The following is a 19,010-nucleotide window of genomic DNA, read 5'->3' as shown; positions in this document are numbered from 1 at the left end:
CCGCGGGTGGGGGCGCACGTTACGATGGACGCGCCGCTATACACGCCCGTCAATCATGAAGGGCTCCCTTTCTTCATGGGCAACAAGCTGTCGTTTCTTGGCCGTGACATGGCCGTCGATCTCGGTACCGCCAACACACTGGTGTACGTGCGCGGGCGTGGCATCGTCCTGAACGAACCCTCCGTGGTGGCGATCAATACCAACACCGGGAAGATCGTCGCGGTGGGCATCGAGGCGAAACGGATGATCGGCCGCACGCCCGGCAACATCGTTGCCGTCCGCCCGCTCAAGGACGGGGTCATCGCCGACTTCGACGTCACCGAGCGCATGCTGCGGTACTTCATCCAGAAGGTCCACAAGCGCCGGCACTTCGCCAAGCCGCGGATCGTCGTGGCCGTCCCGAGCGGGATCACCGGGGTGGAGCAGCGCGCGGTGAAGGAGGCCGGCTACCAGGCCGGCGCCCGCCGCGTCTACATCATCGAGGAGCCGATGGCCGCCGCGATCGGCGCCGGGCTGCCGGTCTACGAGCCGACCGGGAACATGGTCGTCGACATAGGGGGCGGCACCACCGAGGTCGCGATCATCTCGCTCGGCGGCATCGTCACCAGCCAGTCCGTCCGCGTGGGCGGCGACGAGCTGGACCAGGCCGTCATCTCGTTCTCCAAGAAGGAGTACTCCCTGATGCTCGGGGAACGTACCGCCGAGGAGATCAAGATGGCGATCGGGTCGGCCTATCCCGGCGGCGACGAGGAGCCGCACGCCGAGATCCGGGGCCGCGACCTCGTGAGCGGGCTGCCGAAGACCGTGGTGATCTCCGCGGAGGAGGTGCGGCGGGCGATCGAGGAACCGGTCAACGCCGTGGTGGACGCGGTGAAGACCACGCTCGACAAGTGCCCGCCCGAGCTGTCGGGCGACATCATGGATCGCGGCATCGCGCTCACCGGTGGCGGTGCGCTGCTGAAGAACCTCGACGAGCGCCTCCGCGAGGAGACCGGGATGCCCATCCACCTGGTGGACAACCCGCTCGACTCGGTCGTGCTCGGTACCGGCAAGTGCGTGGAGGACTTCGAGTCGCTGCGCCAGGTCCTCGTACCGGAGCCGCGGCACTGAGCTCCCGGCGGACTAGGAAACCGGAGGTCGCTGCGTGAAGGACACCCGGCGCACCCGCATGGTGCTCGGCGGGCTGCTCGTCGTGGCGCTCATGATGATCACTGTCGACTACCGCGGCGGGGCGAACTCCCCGCTGCGCGGCCTGCGCGATTTCGGCGCCACCGTGTTCGGCCCGGTGGAGCGGGTCTCGGCGTCCATCGTCCGGCCGGTGGGCAACACCCTCGGCGCGATCACCGACGCGCCCGGCGAGCGGCGCCGCGCCGACCAGCTCGAACGGCAGAACCAGCGGCTACGCGAGCAGTTGCGCTCCGCCCACCTGGACAAGGACCGGTCGGCGCAGCTGGAGCGGCTGCTCGGCACCGCGGGAATGGGCGGCTACAAGGTCCACGCCGCGCAGGTCATCTCCGCCGGGCAGGGCTTCGAGGACACCGTCACGATCGACGTCGGCAGCAGCAGCGGCATCAAGCCCGACATGACCGTGATGAGCGCGGACGGGCTCGTCGGCCGCGTCACCCGCGTCGGGCCCGCCACCTCGACCGTCCTGCTCGCCACCGACCAGACCTCCTCCATCGGCTCCCGCCTGGAGGACTCCAAGGAGATCGGGATCACCCAGGGCCGCGGCCGCCGCGGCATCGGCCGGGGCGGCGACACGCCGCTGCGGTTCCAGTTGCTGGACGCCGCCGCGCCGATCCACGTCGGCCAGCGGATCGTGACGCTCGGGTCGCAGGGCCAGCGCCCGTACGTGCCCGGCCTCCCGATCGGCGTGGTCGAGCGGATCGAAAAGCCCACCGGCGGGCTGACCCGCACCGCCTACATCCGGCCGTTCGTCCGGTTCACCAGCCTGGACGTCGTCGCCGTCGTGGTCGCCCCGCCGAAGACCGATCCGCGGGACGCGGTGCTGCCGCCGAAGCCGAGCCCGACGGCGACACCGAGCCCGAGCACGAGCCCGAAGGCGAGCGGGAGCCCGAAGGCGAGGCCGCGCGGCTCCAAGAGCCCGACCACGAATCCGACTCCGGGGGAGTGACGTGCTGAACCCGCCCGAGGCGTCGCCGGCCGGCCGCATCGCGGTCACCGCGGTGGTGATCGCCGTAACGCTGATCCTGCAGGTGTCGGTGGCGAACCGCCTCCCGCTGCCCGGCGGCGTCCAGCCCGACCTGGTGCTGCTCGCCGTCGTCGCGCTCGCCCTGGTCGCCGGGTCGATGACCGGCATGGTCGCCGGGTTCCTCGCCGGGCTCGCCGCCGACATCGTCCCGCCCGCCGACCACACCCTCGGCCGGTACGCGCTCGTCTACTGCCTGATCGGGTTCCTGTGCGGCGCCGCGTCCGCCGAGATGGACCGCCAGTCCGTCGTGCCGTTCTTCGCCGTCGCCGCCGGCGCCACCGCCGGGACCGTGCTGTACGCGGCGACCGGGATGATCCTCGGCGACCCGCGCGCCGAGTGGGCGACGGTGTCGAGCATGGTCCCGCTGCAGGTCCTCTACGACGTCCTCGCAAGCCCGTTCGTCGTGTGGGCGGTGCTGCGCGTCACCCGCCGGTACGAGCGCGGCGAACGGTCCCGCGGCGACCGTCTCGCGGTGCCCGCCGCCCGCTACCGCGCGATGTCGGGGCGGGGCGGGAACCTGTGAACCCGAGGACCCACTTCCGCCTCGTCGTCCTCTACGTGCTCGTCGGCGCGATGCTGCTCATCCTGGTCGGACGCATGTGGGCACTGCAGGTCATGGAAGGCGGGCACTACAAGGAGATCGCCGCCCAGAACCGCACCCGCGACATCGTCGTCCCCGCCGTCCGCGGCATGATCCTGGACGACCGGGGCCAGCCCCTCGTCCGCAATCGCAGCGCGCTCGTCGTGTCCGTCAACCGGACGACGCTGATGCGGCGCAAGGACGGGGGCGAGACCGTCCTGAGACGGCTCGCCGGCGTCCTCGGGACGAGTTACCAGGAGATCTCCAAGCGGATCCGGCTGTGCGGGCCCACCGTCAAGCGGCCGTGCTGGCCCGGCTCCCCGTACCAGCCGATCCCCGTCGAGGACCACGTCGACCCCAAGCGCGCCCTGCAGATCATGGAGCGCCAGGAGGACTTCCCCGGTGTCACCGCGCAACTCCAGGCCGTCCGCGACTACCCGGAGCCGGGGGGCGCGAACGCCGCGCAGGTCCTCGGGTACCTGCAGCCCGTCACCCAGGAGGAACTCGACAAGCGCAAGGGCCTGAAGGTCACCGGGTACAGCGGCGTCGACCTCGTCGGGCGCGCCGGGCTGGAGGCGCAGTACGACGCGGCGCTGCGCGGCGAGCCCGGATTCCGCAAGGTTCTCGTCGACAGCCAGGGCCGCGTCACCGGCACCGCCGCCGAGCAGCCGCCGACGTCCGGCAGCAACCTCGTCACCAGCATCGACGCCGGCGTACAGGGTGCGGCGGAGAAGGCGCTCAAGCGTACGATCGACAATGCGCGCAGGGCCGGCCGCCCGGCCGACGCCGGCGCCGCGGTCGTGATGGACGTGCGGACAGGCCGGATGGTCGCGATGGCCAGCTACCCGACCTACAACCCCACCATCTGGACCGGCGGCATCTCCCAGGAGCAGTACGACGCGCTGCTCGGCAAGAAGGAGGGCGAGCCGCTGATCTCCCGGGTCACCCAGGGGCAGTTCGCGCCCGGCTCCACGTTCAAGATCTCCTCGGTGGCCGCGGCGGTGGCGGACGGCAACGGCCTGAACGGCATCTACGACTGCCCCGGCTCCTACAACGTCGGCAACCGCGCGTTCCGCAACTTCGAGGGCGAAGAACTCGGCCCGATGACGCTGCACACGGCGCTGGTGAAGTCCTGCGACACGATCTTCTACCGCTTCGCCTACGAGGAGTGGCAGCGCGACGGCGGGACGAGTCCGAAGAAGAACCCGTCCGACCCGATGGTGAAGATGGCCCGCCGCTTCGGGTTCGGCGCCAAGACCGGCATCGACCTCCCCAGCGAGAGTTTCGGCCGCATCCCCGACCGCGGCTGGAAGAAGGACTTCTGGGAGATCACCAAGAAGGCCAACTGCAAGGGGGCCAAGGAGGGCTACCCCGAGGTCGCGAAGACCGACCCGGCGCGCGCCGCCTACCTGAAGGCGGTCGCGGCGGAGAACTGCGTCGAGGGCTATGTGTGGCGGCCCGGTGACGCCGCGAACTTCTCCGTCGGGCAGGGCGACGTGCTGGTGACGCCGCTGCAGCTCGTCCGCGCGTACGCGGCGGTCGCGAACGGCGGCAAGCTGTTCGCGCCCCGGCTCGGCGTCGCGGTCGTGCGGCCGGACGGCACGCTCGTCCGCAGGATCGACGCGCCGCCGCCGGAGCGGCTGCCCGTCGACGGGAAGGTGCTGAAGTACATGCGCGCCGCCCTGGGGGACGTGACGAAGAGCGGTACGGCGTCCGGCGCGTTCTCCGGGTTCGACTTCAAGCGCGTCGACGTCGGCGGCAAGACCGGTACCGCGGAGGTGTACGGCAAGCAGGACACGTCCTGGTTCGCCTCGTTCGGGCCGGTGAAGGACCCGCGTTTCGCGGTCGTCGTGATGGTCTCGCAGGGCGGCCAGGGAGCGCAGACGGCCGCGCCGGCCGTCCGGGAGATCTGGGAGGCCATGTACGGGACGAAGGGCGGCAAGCCCCTCCTCAAGGACGGAAGGCTCCCCTCCGAACTGCCGAAGATGCCCGGCGTGGGAGCCGCCCCGTGATCACCGGTACGGGCGTGGGGTCCGTTGAGGGATACGGCGCGCGGCGGACGTGGGGGAGCCGGCTCGCCGGGCTGCGGCGGCTCGACTGGCCGCTGTTCGTCGCCGTGCTGGCGCTGTCGGTGGTGGGCGCGATGCTGGTGCGCTCGGCCACGTTCCACCTGCTGACCGAGCAGGGCAAGGACCCGGAGGGCCTGCTCAAGCGGCACATCCTGAACCTGATCATCGGGTTCGTGCTCGGCGGCGTCATCACCGTCCTGGACTACCGGCTCCTGCGCGCCTACGTCCCGATCCTGTACGGGCTGGCGTGCGTGGGGCTGCTCGCCGTGCTGACCCCGCTGGGCTCGACGATCAACGGCTCGCACTCGTGGATCGTGATCGGCGGCGGGTTCCAGGTGCAGCCGTCGGAGTTCGCGAAGGTCGGCCTCGTGGTGCTGCTCGCGATGATCCTGGGCGAGCCGCGGGACGGCGAGATCGGGCCGGGCCGCCGGGACGTGCTGCTCGCGCTCGCCCTCGCCGGGGTGCCCGGCCTGCTGATCATGCTGCAGCCGGACCTCGGCACCACGCTGGTGTTCATCGCGGTCGTGCTCGGCATGCTGGCGATCTCCGGTGCGCAGAAGCGCTGGCTGTTCGGCCTGGTCGGCGGCGGAGTCGCCGCGGCCGCCGCCGTCTGGTTCTTCGGGCTGCTGGAGTCCTACCAGATCGACCGGTTCACCGCGTTCATCAACCCGGAGGCCGACCCGCGCGGCGCCGGCTACAACGCCCAGCAGGCGCGGATCGCGATCGGGTCGGGCGGCGCGCTCGGCAAGGGACTGTTCCACGGCGAGCAGACCAGCGGGCATTTCGTGCCCGAGCAGCAGACCGACTTCATCTTCACGGTGGCGGGGGAGGAACTCGGCTTCGTCGGCGCCGCGATCATCGTCGCGCTGCTCGGCGTGGTGCTGTGGCGCGGGCTGCGGATCGCGACCCAGGCCGCCGACCTGTTCGGCACGCTCGTCGCGACCGGCGTCGTGTGCTGGCTGGGGTTCCAGACGTTCGAGAACGTCGGCATGACGATCGGGATCATGCCGATCACCGGGCTGCCGCTGCCGTTCGTGTCCTACGGCGGCTCCGCCACCTTCGCGAACATGATCGCTTTCGGGCTGCTGCAGGCCGTGCACGTGCGCCGCCGCGCATTCGATTAGCGGCGGGCGACCGCGTAGGCTGGGCGTTCATCCCACGTCCCCTGCACGGAGGGTTCCGTCATGCCGGTCGAGTCGCTCTTCCCGCGCCTGGAGCCGCTGCTCCCGAGCGTGCAGAAGCCGATTCAGTACGTTGGCGGCGAGCTGAACTCCCAGCTCAAGGACTGGGACGAGGCCGAGGTCCGGTGGGCGCTGATGTACCCGGACGCCTACGAGGTCGGGCAGCCGAACCAGGGCGTCCAGATTCTTTACGAGATCCTGAACGAGCGCGACGGCGTGCTCGCGGAGCGGACCTACTCGGTCTGGCCCGACATGGAGGCCGTCATGCGCGAGCACGGCATCCCGCAGTTCACCGTGGACGCGCACCGCCCGGTCGCGGCGTTCGACGTGTTCGGCGTGTCGTTCTCCACCGAACTCGGCTACACCAACCTGCTCACGGCGCTGGACCTCGCCGGCATCCCGCTGGAGGCCGCCGACCGCACCGATGACCACCCGATCGTCATCGCGGGCGGGCACGCCGCGTTCAACCCCGAGCCCATCGCCGACTTCCTCGACGCCGCCGTGCTCGGCGACGGCGAGGAGATCGTCCTCGCCATCACCGAGGTGATCCGCGAGTGGAAGGACGAGGGGGAGCCCGGCGGGCGGGACGGACTGCTCCTGCGGCTCGCCGCGTCCGGCGGCGTGTACGTCCCCCGCTTCTACGACGTCACCTACCTGCCGGACGGCCGCATCCAGCGGGTCGCGCCGAACCGTCCGGGCGTCCCCTGGCGGATCGAGAAGCACACCGTCATGGACCTCGACCAGTGGCCGTACCCGAAGAAGCCCCTGGTCCCGCTGGCCGAGACCGTGCACGAGCGGTACAGCGTGGAGATCTTCCGCGGCTGCACCCGCGGCTGCCGGTTCTGCCAGGCCGGGATGATCACCCGTCCGGTGCGGGAGCGGTCGATCACCACGATCGGGAACATGGTCGAGCAGGGCCTCAAGGAGTCCGGCTTCCAGGAGGTCGGGCTGCTCAGCCTGTCCAGCGCCGACCACAGCGAGATCGGCGACATCGCCCGGGGTCTCGCCGACCGGTACGAGGGCACGAACACCTCGCTGTCGCTGCCGTCCACCCGCGTGGACGCCTTCAACATCACGCTCGCGGGCGAGTTCTCGCGCGGTGGCCGGCGTTCCGGGTTGACGTTCGCGCCGGAGGGCGGCTCCGAGCGGATGCGCAAGGTGATCAACAAGATGGTCACCGAGGACGACCTGATCCGCACCGTGAGCACCGCCTACGAGAACGGCTGGCGTCAGGTCAAGCTCTACTTCATGTGCGGCCTGCCCACCGAGGAGGACGAGGACGTCCTCGCGATCGCGGACATGGCCCGCCGCGTCATCGCGGCGGGGCGCGAGGCGACCGGCCGCAAGGACATCCGCTGCACGGTGTCCATCGGCGGGTTCGTGCCCAAGCCGCACACCCCGTTCCAGTGGGCCGCCCAGTGCGACCACGAGACCGTCGACCGCCGCCTGCACGCGCTCAAGGACGCCCTGCGCGGCGACAAGGAGTACGGCCGCGCCATCGGCCTGCGCTACCACGACGGGAAGCCGTCCATCATCGAGGGGCTGCTGTCGCGCGGCGACCGCCGCGTCGGCAAGGTCATCCGCGCCGTCTGGGCGGACGGCGGCCGCTTCGACGGCTGGAGCGAGCACTTCTCCTACGAGCGCTGGACGGTCTGCGCCGAGAAGGCGTTCGCCGACGAGCCCGTCGACCTCGCCTGGTACACCGTCCGGGAGCGCGACGAGGTCGAGGTGCTGCCCTGGGACCACCTCGACGCCGGTCTCGACCGCGAGTGGCTCTGGCAGGACTGGCAGGACGCCATCGACGAGACCGAGGTCGAGGACTGCCGCTGGACGCCCTGCTACGACTGCGGCGTCTGCCCGACCATGGGCACCGAGATCCAGATCGGCCCGACCGGCAGGAAACTCCTCCCGCTGTCGGTGGTCTGACCGGCGCGCGGCCGGGCGACCCGCGCGGGCGTCCCGCTGCCGGAAGCGGTTGCGGAAACGCCTTGAGCTGCGGGGGCCCGGCCTCTACATGACCCGCGCTTGGCAGAACGAGGCTCGGGGACCCGTACTCTATAGGGAGACCTTGTTTTTCGACTCAACACGAGTAGGAAGGACCAGAACCCTGGCACCCATGCCGGAGGGTCCGGCGCCGGCCCCCGTGACCCAGCGACTGCGCGTCCGCTACGCCAAGCGGGGCAGGCTGCGGTTCACGAGCCACCGCGACATTTCCCGGGCCGTGGAACGCGCCGTCAGGCGCGCCGGGATCCCTGTCGCGTTCAGCGGCGGATTCACCCCCCACCCGAAGATCTCGTACGCGGGTGCGGCGGCGACAGGGGTGGCCAGTGAGGCCGAGTACCTCGAGATCGGGCTCACCGAGACCCGCGACCCTGCGCGGGTCCGGGCCGATCTGGACGCGGCCCTGCCCCCCGGGCTCGACATCGTCGATGTCGTGCCGGTCGGGACGGGACGCGGTGACGCGGCGGCGAAGCCGGGCGCGTTCACCGATCGGCTTGAGGCGTCCGAATGGCGGATCAGGCTGGACGGCGTGGCCGAGAGCGACGCCGCCGCCGCCGTGGCCGCCTTCATGGCCGCCGCGATCATCGAGGTCGAACGCCTCACGAAGAAGGGACGGCGCCGTTTCGACGTGCGCGCCGCCGTGTCCGCCTGCGAGCTGGACCGGCGCGCCGCGGAGGCGGCGGATGCCCCTTGTGCGATACTTCGAATGGTTGTTCGGCATTCCACACCGGCCGTACGACCCGACGACATCCTCACCGGACTGCGCCAGGTCGCCGACCTCGCGCCGCCGTCACCGCCGCTGGTGACCAGGCTGGCGCAGGGGCCCCTCGACGCGGACACCGGTGGCCTCGCGGATCCCCTGGATCCCGACCGGGAGACCGGCCTGCCGTCCGGCGACGACGCCGGGACGGCACACGGCCACGAGCGGCCGAGGCCCGGGGACACCGCGAGCGCGGATGCCGTCAGCGCCTGACCGTGGGACCGAAGCCGTGGGAGCACGGAACCGGTCCCGCAGGGTACGGCGGGCGCGCCCCCGACGACTTCGTCGGCATGGCCGGACCACGGTCCGGCGGTGCTGACGCCGATGACTGATGAGGTGCTCTCGTGCGGCGCACCGCACCGATCCGTCCCCGGGCGGAGCGGGCGGACGCGCCCGGGAGCCTGACGGGAGATTGCCCGGATGCTTGAGAACGAAGTCGATTCGGCCGCGGCCGAAGGCACCGACGAGGAGACGACCGATACCGCGACCACCCGGAACGGGGGCGCGGAGAGCGCGAGCGCGCGGGTGACCTCGCGTCCCCGCCGGGCGAGCCGCCCCGCCGGCCCGCCGCCCGACGTGGACGACACCCCGGCCGAACCCGCCGCGCCCGCCGAACCCCCCGCGGCCGCCGAGGAACCGGAGACCGCCGAGGAATCCGAGACCACCGGGGAACCGGAGACCGCCGGGGAGCCCGCGGCCGAGGAGCCGGAAGCGGCCGAGGCTCCCGAGCCGCCGAAGCGGACCAGGACCCGCACCCGCACGAGAAGCGAGAAGGCCGCCGCCGAGACGCCCGAGCCCGTTCCGATGACCGGCGCCGAGACCTCCCCGGAGGCCGAACCCGAGGCCGCACCCGAGGCCGCGGCGGCGGAGAAGCGGCCCGCCGAGCAGGCGCCCGCGCCCCGCACCCGGACCCGCCGCCGCTCCACCGCCGCCGAGGTGCCGGCCGTCCCGCCGGTGCCGGAGGTCCCCGCCGCCCCGGTCGCGGGAGCCGAGGTGTCCGCCGAGCAGGTGTCGGAGCTCGAACCCGCGAGCGGCGTCGGCGTCCCGGGCGTCATGTTCCAGCCGCCGATGGTCGTCTTCCAGCCGCCGGAGCCGAAGGCCGAGGCCCCCGCGCGCCAGAAGCCCGCCGACACCGAGCCCGCCGAGCGCGACACCGGCGACGACGACCACGAGCACGGCCCGTCGGACGAGGACGAGTCCGAGGACCGTCCGTCCCGGCGGCGCCGCCGCCGCGGTGGCCGCGGCCGCGGCCGGGGCAAGGACGGCGCCGAGGACGAGGCACTGACCGAGGAGCCCGGGGACGAGGAGCCCAAGGACGAGGAGCCGAAGGACGAGCAGGGCGGCAAGCCCGCCAGGGCAGCCAAGCCCGCCAAGGCCGCCAGGGGAGCCAAGTCCGGCAAGAAGGAGCCCAAGGCCGAGGAGGCCGAGCAGGAGACCGCCGAGGACGAGGGCGAAGGTGAGGACGCCGAGTCCGGGACGAGCCGCCGCCGTCGCCGCCGCAGGCGCCGCTCCGGGGCCGACACCGACGCCGGGGGCGGCTCGGACGACCCGCCGAACACCGTCGTGCACGTGCGCACCGCCCGCGAGGAGCGCGCGGCCGCCGAGGACGAGGTCCAGTCCGTGCGCGGCTCGACCCGGCTGGAGGCCAAGAAGCAGCGCCGCCGCGAGGGCCGCGAGCAGGGCCGCCGCCGTCCGCCGGTGATCACCGAGGCGGAGTTCCTGGCGCGCCGCGAGTCGGTCGAGCGGGTCATGGTCGTCCGGCAGGAGGGCGAGCGCACCCAGATCGCCGTCCTGGAGGACGACGTCCTCGTCGAGCACTACGTCAACCGCGCCACGCACCAGTCGTACGTGGGCAACGTCTACCTGGGCAAGGTCCAGAACGTCCTGCCGTCGATGGAGGCGGCGTTCGTCGACATCGGCAAGGGCCGCAACGCCGTCCTGTACGCGGGCGAGGTCAACTGGGACGCCTCCGGCCTGGAGGGGCAGCCGCGCCGCATCGAGTCGGCGCTGAAGTCCGGCCAGTCGGTGCTGGTCCAGGTCACCAAGGACCCGCTCGGCCACAAGGGCGCCCGGCTGACCAGCCAGGTGTCGCTGCCCGGCCGCTACCTCGTGTACGTGCCGGACGGCTCGATGACCGGCATCAGCCGCAAGCTGCCCGACAAGGAGCGCAGCCGCCTCAAGTCGATCCTGAAGAAGGTCATGCCGGAGAACGCCGGCGTGATCGTCCGGACCGCCGCCGAGGGCGCGACCGAGGAGGAACTGGCCCGCGACGTGTCGCGCCTCGCCGCGCAGTGGGAGAGCATCCAGAAGAAGGTCAAGACGGCCTCCGCCCCCTCCCTCCTGTACGGCGAACCCGACCTGACGATCCGGGTCGTCCGCGACATCTTCAACGAGGACTTCTCCAAGCTCGTCGTGTCGGGGGACGAGGCCTGGGACACCATCTCCGAGTACGTCCAGTACGTGGCGCCGCATCTCGCCGACCGCGTCGAGCGCTGGACGGGCGACCAGGACGCGCTGTCGGCGTTCCGCATCGACGAGCAGATCGCGAAGGCGATGGACCGCAAGGTGTGGCTGCCGTCCGGCGGCTCGCTGGTGATCGACCGCACCGAGGCCATGACGGTCATCGACGTCAACACCGGCAAGTTCACCGGGCAGGGCGGCAACCTGGAGGAGACCGTCACCCGCAACAACCTGGAGGCGGCCGAGGAGATCGTCCGCCAGCTGCGGCTCCGCGACATCGGCGGCATCGTCGTGATCGACTTCATCGACATGGTGCTGGAGAGCAACCGGGACCTGGTGCTGCGCCGGCTGGTGGAGTGCCTGTCGCGGGACCGTACCAAGCACCAGGTCGCCGAGGTCACCTCGCTGGGCCTGGTCCAGATGACCCGCAAGCGCGTCGGCCAGGGCCTGCTGGAGGCGTTCTCGGAGACCTGCGAGTCCTGCAACGGCCGCGGCATCCACGTTCACCTGACGCCGGTCGAGCCGAAGCCGGACAAGGTGGCCGGCAAGGAGAGCGGACGCCGCCGCAAGCGCAAGGGCGAGGTCGAGAAGGCCGTCGAGGAGAAGCTGGCCCGGCACGAGGTCAGGCCGAAGGAGACCGAAGCGGAGGAGGCCCCGGCCGAGGCTCCGGCGGAGGCTCCGGTCCCCGCCGCGGAGACGAAGCCGAAGCCGGTGCGTTCCCGGAAGAAGTCGGGCCCGGCCAAGCGTCCGGCGGGCCCGCCCCCGGAGGTCGACGAGTCCCCGGCCCAGGCCGCCGTGGAGGCCGCCGACGCCGCCGAGGAGGCCGCCGAAGCCTCCCCGGGCGCCCTCGACTCCGCCGAGCCCGTCCCGGTCAACGGCAACGGCTCCGGCCCGGACCTGAACGGCGCCGAGGTGTCCGCGGAGGTGCCCGCCGCCGAACCGAACGGCTCCGCGCCCACCGAGGGCGAGGAAGGCGAAACGGCCACCCGCCGCCGCCGGACCCGCCGCCCCCGGGCCGCCGCCGAAGCCGCCGAGTCCGCGGACTGACGGGTCACCGGGCCCCGGGCGGACGCGTTCGCGTTCCGCTCGGGGCATCCGGTACCCTTGGGCTTCGGCGCGTCGTGGGCGCGTCACCCGAACTCGCACCGCGAACCCCGTCCGGGGATCGGCCGGTGCTCACCTCGCCGATCCGGTGAGGCCAAGCAGAGAGCGCCAGGGTCGCTCCTGGTGTGCCGCCCTCGGCCCGGTGCCGGGGGCAGGCCCCCATCCGGGGGCTGGTTAGCCACGCGCGGGACCGGTTCAGTCCGGAAGCGCGCGCAGACGAAGGGTTTCCGCGGTGTACGCGATTGTCCGCGCAGGCGGCAGGCAGGAGAAGGTCACCGTCGACGACGTGCTGACCGTCGACAAGCTGGCCGGTGAGGTCGGCTCGACCGTCACGTTCCCGGCGGTGCTCGTCGTGGACGGCGACAACGTCGTCAGCGGCGCGGCCGACCTCGCGCGTTACGAGGTGACCGCCGAGATCCTCGGCGCGGTCAAGGGCCCGAAGATCAACATCATGCACTACCGGAACAAGACCGGGTACAAGCGGCGGATGGGTCACCGTCAGCCCTACACCGAGGTCAAGATCACCGGTATCAAGGCCGGGAAGTAAGGGAGAGCGGTCTCATGGCACACAAGAAGGGCGCATCGTCCAGCCGTAACGGTCGCGACTCCAACGCCCAGCGGCTCGGCGTGAAGCGGTTCGGCGGCCAGGTCGTCAACGCCGGCGAGATCATCGTCCGCCAGCGCGGCACCCACTTCCACCCCGGGCCGGGCGTCGGCCGCGGCGGCGACGACACGCTGTTCGCGCTGGTCGCGGGCGCGGTGCAGTTCCGCCGCTACCGCGGTCGCAACGCGGTGAGCGTGGTCCCGCCGGCGGAGTAGTCCGCCTGCGCGTTGAACGTTCGTTGAAGGGGCGGACCGGTTCCGGTCCGCCCCTTCGCCGTTTTCACCGAGGGTTTCACTGAGGAGAGTCACCGTGGCCGCTGGAGCGGGATCGGGCGCGCAGTTCGTGGACCGGGTGGTGCTGCACGTCGCCGCGGGCAACGGCGGCAACGGGTGCGCCTCGATCCACCGGGAGAAGTTCAAGCCGCTCGGCGGCCCGGACGGCGCGAACGGCGGCCGCGGCGGCGACGTCGTCCTCGTCGTCGACTCGGGTACCGCGAGCCTGCTGGAGTACCACCGGCGCCCGCACCGCAAGGCGGGCAACGGCAAGCAGGGGCAGGGCAACCTCCGGACGGGCGCGGACGGCGGCGATGTGATCCTGTCCGTCCCGGACGGCACCGTCGTGAAGGAGGGGGACCGGGTGCTGGCCGACCTGGTCGGCGAGGGCACCCGGTACGTGGTCGCGAAGGGCGGCCACGGCGGGCTCGGGAACGCGGCACTGGCGACCGCCAAACGCAAGGCGCCGGGCTTCGCGCTGCTCGGCGAGCCGGGTGAGGAGCGGAACGTCGTCCTGGAGTTGAAGAGCGTCGCCGACGTCGCGCTCGTCGGGTTCCCCAGCGCGGGCAAGTCGTCGCTGATCGCCGCGCTGTCCGCGGCGAAGCCGAAGATCGCCGACTACCCGTTCACGACGCTGATCCCGAACCTCGGCGTGGTCAGCGCGGGTGACACCACGTTCACGGTCGCGGACGTGCCCGGCCTGATCGAGGGGGCGAGCGAGGGACGCGGCCTCGGCCTGGACTTCCTCCGCCACATCGAGCGGTCCTCCACGCTCGCGCACGTCCTCGACTGCGCCACGATGGAGCCGGGCCGTGACCCGGTCAGCGACTTCGAGGTCGTCGAACGGGAACTGCGGGCGTACGACCGGGTGCTGGGCGACCGTCCGCTGTCGGACCGGCCGCGCATCGTCGTCCTGAACAAGGTGGACGTACCGGACGGCCGCGAACTCGCCGAGATGGTCCGGCCCGAATTCGAGGCGCGCGGGCTGAAGGTGTTCGAGGTGTCGGCGGCGACGCACGAGGGCCTGCGGGAACTGTCGTTCGCGATGGCGGCGATGGTGGCCGAGCACCGCGCGTCGCTGCCGCCGGCGGAGCCGACCCGCATCGTCATCCGGCCGGAGCCGGTCGGCGGCGACACCGACTTCGAGGTGCGGGACCTCGGCGACAACACCTACCTGATCACCGGCACCAAGCCCGTCCGGTGGCTGCGGCAGACCGACTTCGCCAACGAGGAGGCCGTCGGCTACCTCGCCGACCGGCTCGCCCGGCTCGGTGTGGAGGACGCGCTGGCCGGGGCGGGCGCCAGCGCGGGCGCCACGGTCCTGATCGGCACGATGGACGACTCGATCGTCTTCGACTGGGAGCCGGAGGTCCCGGCCGGCGAGGGCGCGATGGGCCCGCGCGGCACCGACCGGCGCCTGGACGGACGATAGGAAGCGGAGTCATGAGTGACCGCGCGGCGATCGCGAAGGCCCGCCGCATCGTGGTGAAGGCGGGTTCGTCGTCGCTGACCACCCCGCGGGGGACGATCGACGCGGGCCGCATCGACGCGCTGGTCGACGTCCTCGCCGCCCGGCGCGCCGACGGCACCGAGATCGTGTTCGTGTCGTCCGGTGCGATCGCCGCCGGTCTCGGCCCGCTCGGGCTGACCCGCCGTCCGCCGGACCTCGCGACCCAGCAGGCGGCGGCGAGCGTCGGGCAGGGGCTGCTGTTCGCGCGCTACACCTCGTCCTTCGCCCGGTACGCGCTGACGGTCGGGCAGGTGCTGCTCACCGCCGACGACATGATGCGCCGCTCGCATCACCGCAACGCGCAGCGCACGCTCGGCCAGCTCCTCGCCATGGGCGTCCTGCCGATCGTGAACGAGAACGACACCGTCGCCACCGACGAGATCCGGTTCGGTGACAACGACCGGCTCGCCGCGCTCGTCTCGCACCTGATCCGCGCGGACGCGCTGATCCTGCTGTCGGACGTCGACGCCCTCTACACCGGCGACCCGCGCCAGCCCGGCGCCCGCCGCGTCGACGAGGTCCACGGGCCGGACGACCTGAAGGACGTCAAGCTCGGCCGGTCCGGACGCGTCGGAACCGGCGGCATGGTCACCAAGGTCGAGGCGGCCCGGATCGCGGGCGTCCCCGTCGTGCTGACCAACGCCGCGTCCGCCGCGCACGCGCTCGCCGGAGACCGGGTCGGCACGCTGTTCCACCCGGGTGAGGGCCGCCGCATGTCGACGCGGAACCTGTGGCTCGCGCACGCGACCACCGGCCAGGGGCGGGTCATGCTGGACGCGGGCGCGGTCGAGGCGGTCGTGCGGCGCCGCAAGTCCCTGCTGCCGGCCGGGGTGACGGGCGTGGACGGCGACTTCGCCGCGGGCGATCCGGTCGACCTGTGCGATACCGGCGGCCGCGTCGTCGCGCGCGGCCTGGTGAACTACGACGCGTCCGAGATCCCCGACCTGATGGGCCGCTCGACGCGCTGGCTGGCCCGTGAGCTGGGCGCCGGGTACGAACGCGAGATAATTCACCGGGACCATCTGGTGATACTGGAATAGCGGGGGTCTGGGGGCCGTCCCCTCGGAATGACTGGAATGGCGGGGGTTTAGGGCGTCCCCCGGAATGAGTCGATTGAGGAGCGTTGTGATGAGCGACGAGCGCGAGGAGTTCCTCCGGGTGGCGCGGCGCGCCAAGGCGGCGGCGGCCGGGCTGGCGCCGCTGCCGCGCGCGGCGAAGGACGCGGCGCTGCACCGTATCGCGGAAGCGCTGGTCGCCGCCGCTCCCGAGATCATCAAGGCGAACCAGACCGATGTCGCGCGGGCCCGGGAGAGCGGCACCTCGGAGTACATGATCGACCGGCTGAGCCTGTCGGAGCAGCGCATCGAGGCGATCGCGGAGGCCGTCCGGAAGGTCGCGGCGCTGCCGGACCCGGTGGGGGAGACGGTGCGCGGCACCGTGCTGCCGAACGGGCTGGAACTGCGGCAGGTGCGGGTGCCGCTCGGCGTCGTCGGGATGATCTACGAGGGCCGCCCGAACGTGACCGTGGACGCCGCCGCGCTGTGCCTGAAGAGCGGCAACGTGGCGATGCTGCGCGGCTCGTCGTCCGCGCACGACTCGAACACGGTGCTGGTCCAGGTGATGCAGGGTGCGCTGGCCGAGACCGAGGTCCCGGCGGATGCGGTGCAGCTCGTCCCGGGCACGTCCCGCGAGTCGGTGAAGCACCTCATGCGGGCGCGCGGGCTGGTGGACGTGCTGATCCCGCGCGGCGGCGCGTCGCTGATCAACTCGGTGGTGGAGGAGTCGACCGTCCCCGTGATCGAGACGGGTGTCGGGAACTGCGCCGTCTATGTGGACGCCGCCGCCGACGCGGACATGGCCGTCGACATCCTGCTGAACGCCAAGACGCAGCGTCCTTCCGTGTGCAACGCCGCAGAGACGTTGCTGGTGCACGCCGACATCGCGGACACGTTCCTCCCGCGTGCGCTTGAGGCGCTCAGGACCGCCGGGGTGACCGTCCACGGCGACGACCGCGTCCGCTCGTACAGCGGCGATGTCGTGGAGGCCACCGAGGACGACTGGTACGCCGAGTACCTGTCGCTCGACATCGCCGCCCGCGTGGTCGGCTCCCTGGACGACGCCGTCGCGCACATCCGCACGTACGGATCGGGCCACACCGAGGCGATCGTCACGGCGTCGCAGCCCGCCGCGAAGCGGTTCGTGGCGCTGGTCGACTCGGCGGCCGTGATGGTGAACGCCTCGACGCGGTTCACCGACGGCGAGGAGTTCGGGTTCGGCGCGGAGATCGGCATCTCGACGCAGAAGCTGCACGCCCGCGGCCCGATGGGGCTGCCGGAGCTGACGTCCACCAAGTACGTCGTGACAGGTGAGGGTCATACCCGCGGCTGAGCCTCCAACTTGTGACGTTTTTGCCATTGCTGTCACGTTGTGGGTGTGGTCTGATTCACGATTGTGACTCGTGAGTACAGCCGCCGCCGCGTGCTGAAGGGTGCCGCCCTCGGCGCCGGGATCGCCTCCACCGGGCTGGCCGCGTTCCCCGCGCGTCCCGCCACCGCCGCCGCGGCGCCCGCGCTGCGCGGCCCCGCCGCCGGGACCACCCTCGACCGGACGTATGTGCTCGGCGCGCCGGGCACCGGCGGCTACCGGCCCGTGACCATCGGGCCGGCCGAGCCGCATCTGCTGCGCCGCGACCTCGGCGGCACCGCCGCCGTGCGGCGCGCCGCGACCCGGCGGGGCGTCCTGGCGTTCGGTCATCTCACCGACGTGCACGTCATCGACGGGCAGTCCCCGGCCCGCGTCGAGTTCGTCGACCGGCTGAAGGACGCGGTCGACATGCTGCCCATCGAGGGCGCGTACCGGCCGCAGGAGATCCTGTCGACGCAGGTCGCCGAGGCGATGGTGCGGGCGGTGAACGGGGTCGGCCGCGGGCCCGCGACCGGCCTGCGCCTGGCGTTCACCATCAACACCGGCGACGCCGCCGACAACGTCCAGTACAACGAGATCCGCTGGATCATCGACCTGCTGGACGGCGGGCGCATCCGTCCCGACTCCGGCGACCCGAACCGGTACGAGGGCGTCATGGACTGGGCGTCCTACGACCGGGCGTACTGGCATCCCGAAGGCCCGCCGTCCGGCGCCCAGGCCGACGTCGCGATCGCCAAGTACGGGTTCCCGCGGGTGAAAGGTCTGATCGAGGCCGCACGCCGGCCGTTCCAGGCGACCGGCCTGAGCATGCCGTGGCTCGCGGTCTTCGGTAATCACGACGGCCTCATCCAGGGCAACCTGCCGGTGAACCCGCTCGTCTCGGGCCTCGCCACCGGCGGCATCAAGATCGGCGCCCCGGCGGACGCGGGCCAGGCCGAACGCCTCGCCCGCATGATCACCAATGCGGACTCCGCCGAGCTCGTGCGGCTGAGCCGAGAGCAGGGCGGCGCCGGCGGGCTGCTCCGTCCCGTGACACCCGACCCGAACCGCCGGATGCTGTCGCGCGCCGAGGTCGTCGCCGAACACTTCAAGACGAGCGCGGCCCTGCGCGGCCACGGCTTCACCGCCGCCAACCTCCGCGACGGGACGGCCTACTACGCGTTCGACAGGGGCGTGGTGCGCGGTCTCGTCCTCGACACCGTCAACCCGAACGGCTACTCCGAGGGCTCCCTCGACAGGAAGCAGTTCGCGTGGCTGGAGGCGCAGCTGAAGGCCGGCAGCGGCCGCTACTTCGCCCCGGACGGCTCCACCGTGCGGCACGCGGTGAAGGACCGGCTGTTCGTCCTGTTCAGCCACCACCCGATCGGCTCGCTGGAGAACTCGCTGGGCGGCGACCGCGTCCTCGGCGACGAGGTGCGGGCGCTTCTGCTGCGCTACCCGAACGTCATCCTGTGGGTGAACGGCCACACGCACCGCAACGAGGTCATCCCGCACGCCCGCGTGAAGGGGGCAGGGGTGGCGGGTGGGGGAGGGTTCTGGGAGGTCAACACGGCCGCGCACATCGACTTCCCGCAGCAGAGCCGCATCGTGGAGCTGGCCGACAACCGCGACGGCACCCTGTCGATCTTCGCGACGATCCTCGACTCGGCCGGACCCGCGTCCTACGGCGGACGGCTCACCGACCCCGTCCGGCTCGCGTCACTGTCCCGCGAGCTGGCCGGCAACGACTGGCAGGACCGCGACGCCAACCGCCGCGGCGAGGCCGCCGACCGCAACGTCGAGCTTCTCGTCCCGGCCCCCTTCTAGCGGCGCGAAGGGCCGCCGCGCCGCTGG

The 19,010-nt window shown here is 72.1% G+C and carries 14 protein-coding genes; all 14 read left to right on the top strand.

Annotation, left to right across the window (positions count from 1 at the left end):
- The first annotated feature begins 75 nt into the window (after nucleotides 1-75).
- The gene (locus tag ACQP1N_RS24165; RefSeq protein WP_067794123.1) at nucleotides 76-1,110 is read left to right on the top strand and encodes a rod shape-determining protein; all 1,035 of its coding nucleotides are present in this window, start codon (nucleotides 76-78) and stop codon (nucleotides 1,108-1,110) included.
- A 34-nt stretch (nucleotides 1,111-1,144) separates the two neighbouring features.
- Nucleotides 1,145-2,134: a rod shape-determining protein MreC gene (gene mreC, locus ACQP1N_RS24160; RefSeq protein ID WP_067794122.1), complete on the top strand. Its 990-nt coding sequence runs from the start codon at nucleotides 1,145-1,147 to the stop codon at nucleotides 2,132-2,134.
- Between the two features lies 1 nt (nucleotide 2,135).
- Nucleotides 2,136-2,735, top strand: coding sequence for a rod shape-determining protein MreD (mreD, locus tag ACQP1N_RS24155; protein ID WP_067794121.1), 600 nt, complete (start codon nucleotides 2,136-2,138; stop codon nucleotides 2,733-2,735).
- On the top strand, nucleotides 2,732-4,804 hold the full coding sequence (gene mrdA / locus ACQP1N_RS24150; protein ID WP_067794120.1) for a penicillin-binding protein 2: 2,073 nt from the start codon (nucleotides 2,732-2,734) through the stop codon (nucleotides 4,802-4,804). Before mreD ends, mrdA begins: the two co-directional genes overlap by 4 nt.
- A complete protein-coding gene (rodA, locus tag ACQP1N_RS24145) occupies nucleotides 4,801-5,985 on the top strand; it encodes a rod shape-determining protein RodA (RefSeq protein WP_242608972.1) in 1,185 nt (394 codons plus the stop codon). Before mrdA ends, rodA begins: the two co-directional genes overlap by 4 nt.
- Before the next feature lie 60 nt (nucleotides 5,986-6,045).
- Nucleotides 6,046-7,968, top strand: a complete 1,923-nt coding sequence (locus tag ACQP1N_RS24140; protein WP_433226782.1) for a TIGR03960 family B12-binding radical SAM protein — start codon at nucleotides 6,046-6,048, stop codon at nucleotides 7,966-7,968.
- Between the two features lie 190 nt (nucleotides 7,969-8,158).
- A complete protein-coding gene (locus tag ACQP1N_RS24135) occupies nucleotides 8,159-9,016 on the top strand; it encodes a TIGR03936 family radical SAM-associated protein (protein ID WP_067794118.1) in 858 nt (285 codons plus the stop codon).
- A 207-nt stretch (nucleotides 9,017-9,223) separates the two neighbouring features.
- Nucleotides 9,224-12,310 carry an Rne/Rng family ribonuclease gene (locus tag ACQP1N_RS24130; protein WP_433226780.1) on the top strand — a complete coding sequence of 1,029 codons (3,087 nt, stop codon included), beginning with the start codon at nucleotides 9,224-9,226 and terminating at the stop codon, nucleotides 12,308-12,310.
- 289 nt (nucleotides 12,311-12,599) lie between these two features.
- Complete coding sequence (gene rplU, locus ACQP1N_RS24125) at nucleotides 12,600-12,914, top strand: 50S ribosomal protein L21 (RefSeq protein ID WP_067794116.1); 315 nt, start codon at nucleotides 12,600-12,602, stop codon at nucleotides 12,912-12,914.
- Nucleotides 12,915-12,928: 14 nt separating this feature from the next.
- Entirely contained in the window at nucleotides 12,929-13,186 is a 258-nt protein-coding gene (gene rpmA, locus ACQP1N_RS24120) for a 50S ribosomal protein L27 (RefSeq protein ID WP_067640985.1), read from the top strand.
- 94 nt (nucleotides 13,187-13,280) lie between these two features.
- Nucleotides 13,281-14,675 carry a GTPase ObgE gene (obgE, locus tag ACQP1N_RS24115; protein ID WP_067794115.1) on the top strand — a complete coding sequence of 465 codons (1,395 nt, stop codon included), beginning with the start codon at nucleotides 13,281-13,283 and terminating at the stop codon, nucleotides 14,673-14,675.
- An 11-nt stretch (nucleotides 14,676-14,686) separates the two neighbouring features.
- Entirely contained in the window at nucleotides 14,687-15,793 is a 1,107-nt protein-coding gene (proB, locus tag ACQP1N_RS24110) for a glutamate 5-kinase (protein ID WP_067794114.1), read from the top strand.
- Nucleotides 15,794-15,881: 88 nt separating this feature from the next.
- Nucleotides 15,882-17,141: a glutamate-5-semialdehyde dehydrogenase gene (locus ACQP1N_RS24105; protein WP_433226776.1), complete on the top strand. Its 1,260-nt coding sequence runs from the start codon at nucleotides 15,882-15,884 to the stop codon at nucleotides 17,139-17,141.
- A 63-nt stretch (nucleotides 17,142-17,204) separates the two neighbouring features.
- Nucleotides 17,205-18,983, top strand: a complete 1,779-nt coding sequence (locus tag ACQP1N_RS24100; RefSeq protein WP_433226774.1) for a TIGR03767 family metallophosphoesterase — start codon at nucleotides 17,205-17,207, stop codon at nucleotides 18,981-18,983.
- Nucleotides 18,984-19,010: the final 27 nt, after the last annotated feature.

Source organism: Actinomadura formosensis, from assembly GCF_050948385.1.
Classification (GTDB): Bacteria; Actinomycetota; Actinomycetes; order Streptosporangiales; family Streptosporangiaceae; genus Spirillospora; species Spirillospora formosensis.
This window is presented reverse-complemented; position numbering and strand designations above follow the sequence as displayed.

Coding starts and splice junctions, on each gene's coding strand:
- ACQP1N_RS24165 (WP_067794123.1), top strand. CDS start 76: ATGGGCAACAAGCTGTCGTTTCTTGGCCGTGACATGGCCGTCGATCTC.
- ACQP1N_RS24140 (WP_433226782.1), top strand. CDS start 6,046: ATGCCGGTCGAGTCGCTCTTCCCGCGCCTGGAGCCGCTGCTCCCGAGC.
- ACQP1N_RS24135 (WP_067794118.1), top strand. CDS start 8,159: ATGCCGGAGGGTCCGGCGCCGGCCCCCGTGACCCAGCGACTGCGCGTC.
- ACQP1N_RS24130 (WP_433226780.1), top strand. CDS start 9,224: ATGCTTGAGAACGAAGTCGATTCGGCCGCGGCCGAAGGCACCGACGAG.
- rpmA (WP_067640985.1), top strand. CDS start 12,929: ATGGCACACAAGAAGGGCGCATCGTCCAGCCGTAACGGTCGCGACTCC.
- proB (WP_067794114.1), top strand. CDS start 14,687: ATGAGTGACCGCGCGGCGATCGCGAAGGCCCGCCGCATCGTGGTGAAG.
- ACQP1N_RS24105 (WP_433226776.1), top strand. CDS start 15,882: ATGAGCGACGAGCGCGAGGAGTTCCTCCGGGTGGCGCGGCGCGCCAAG.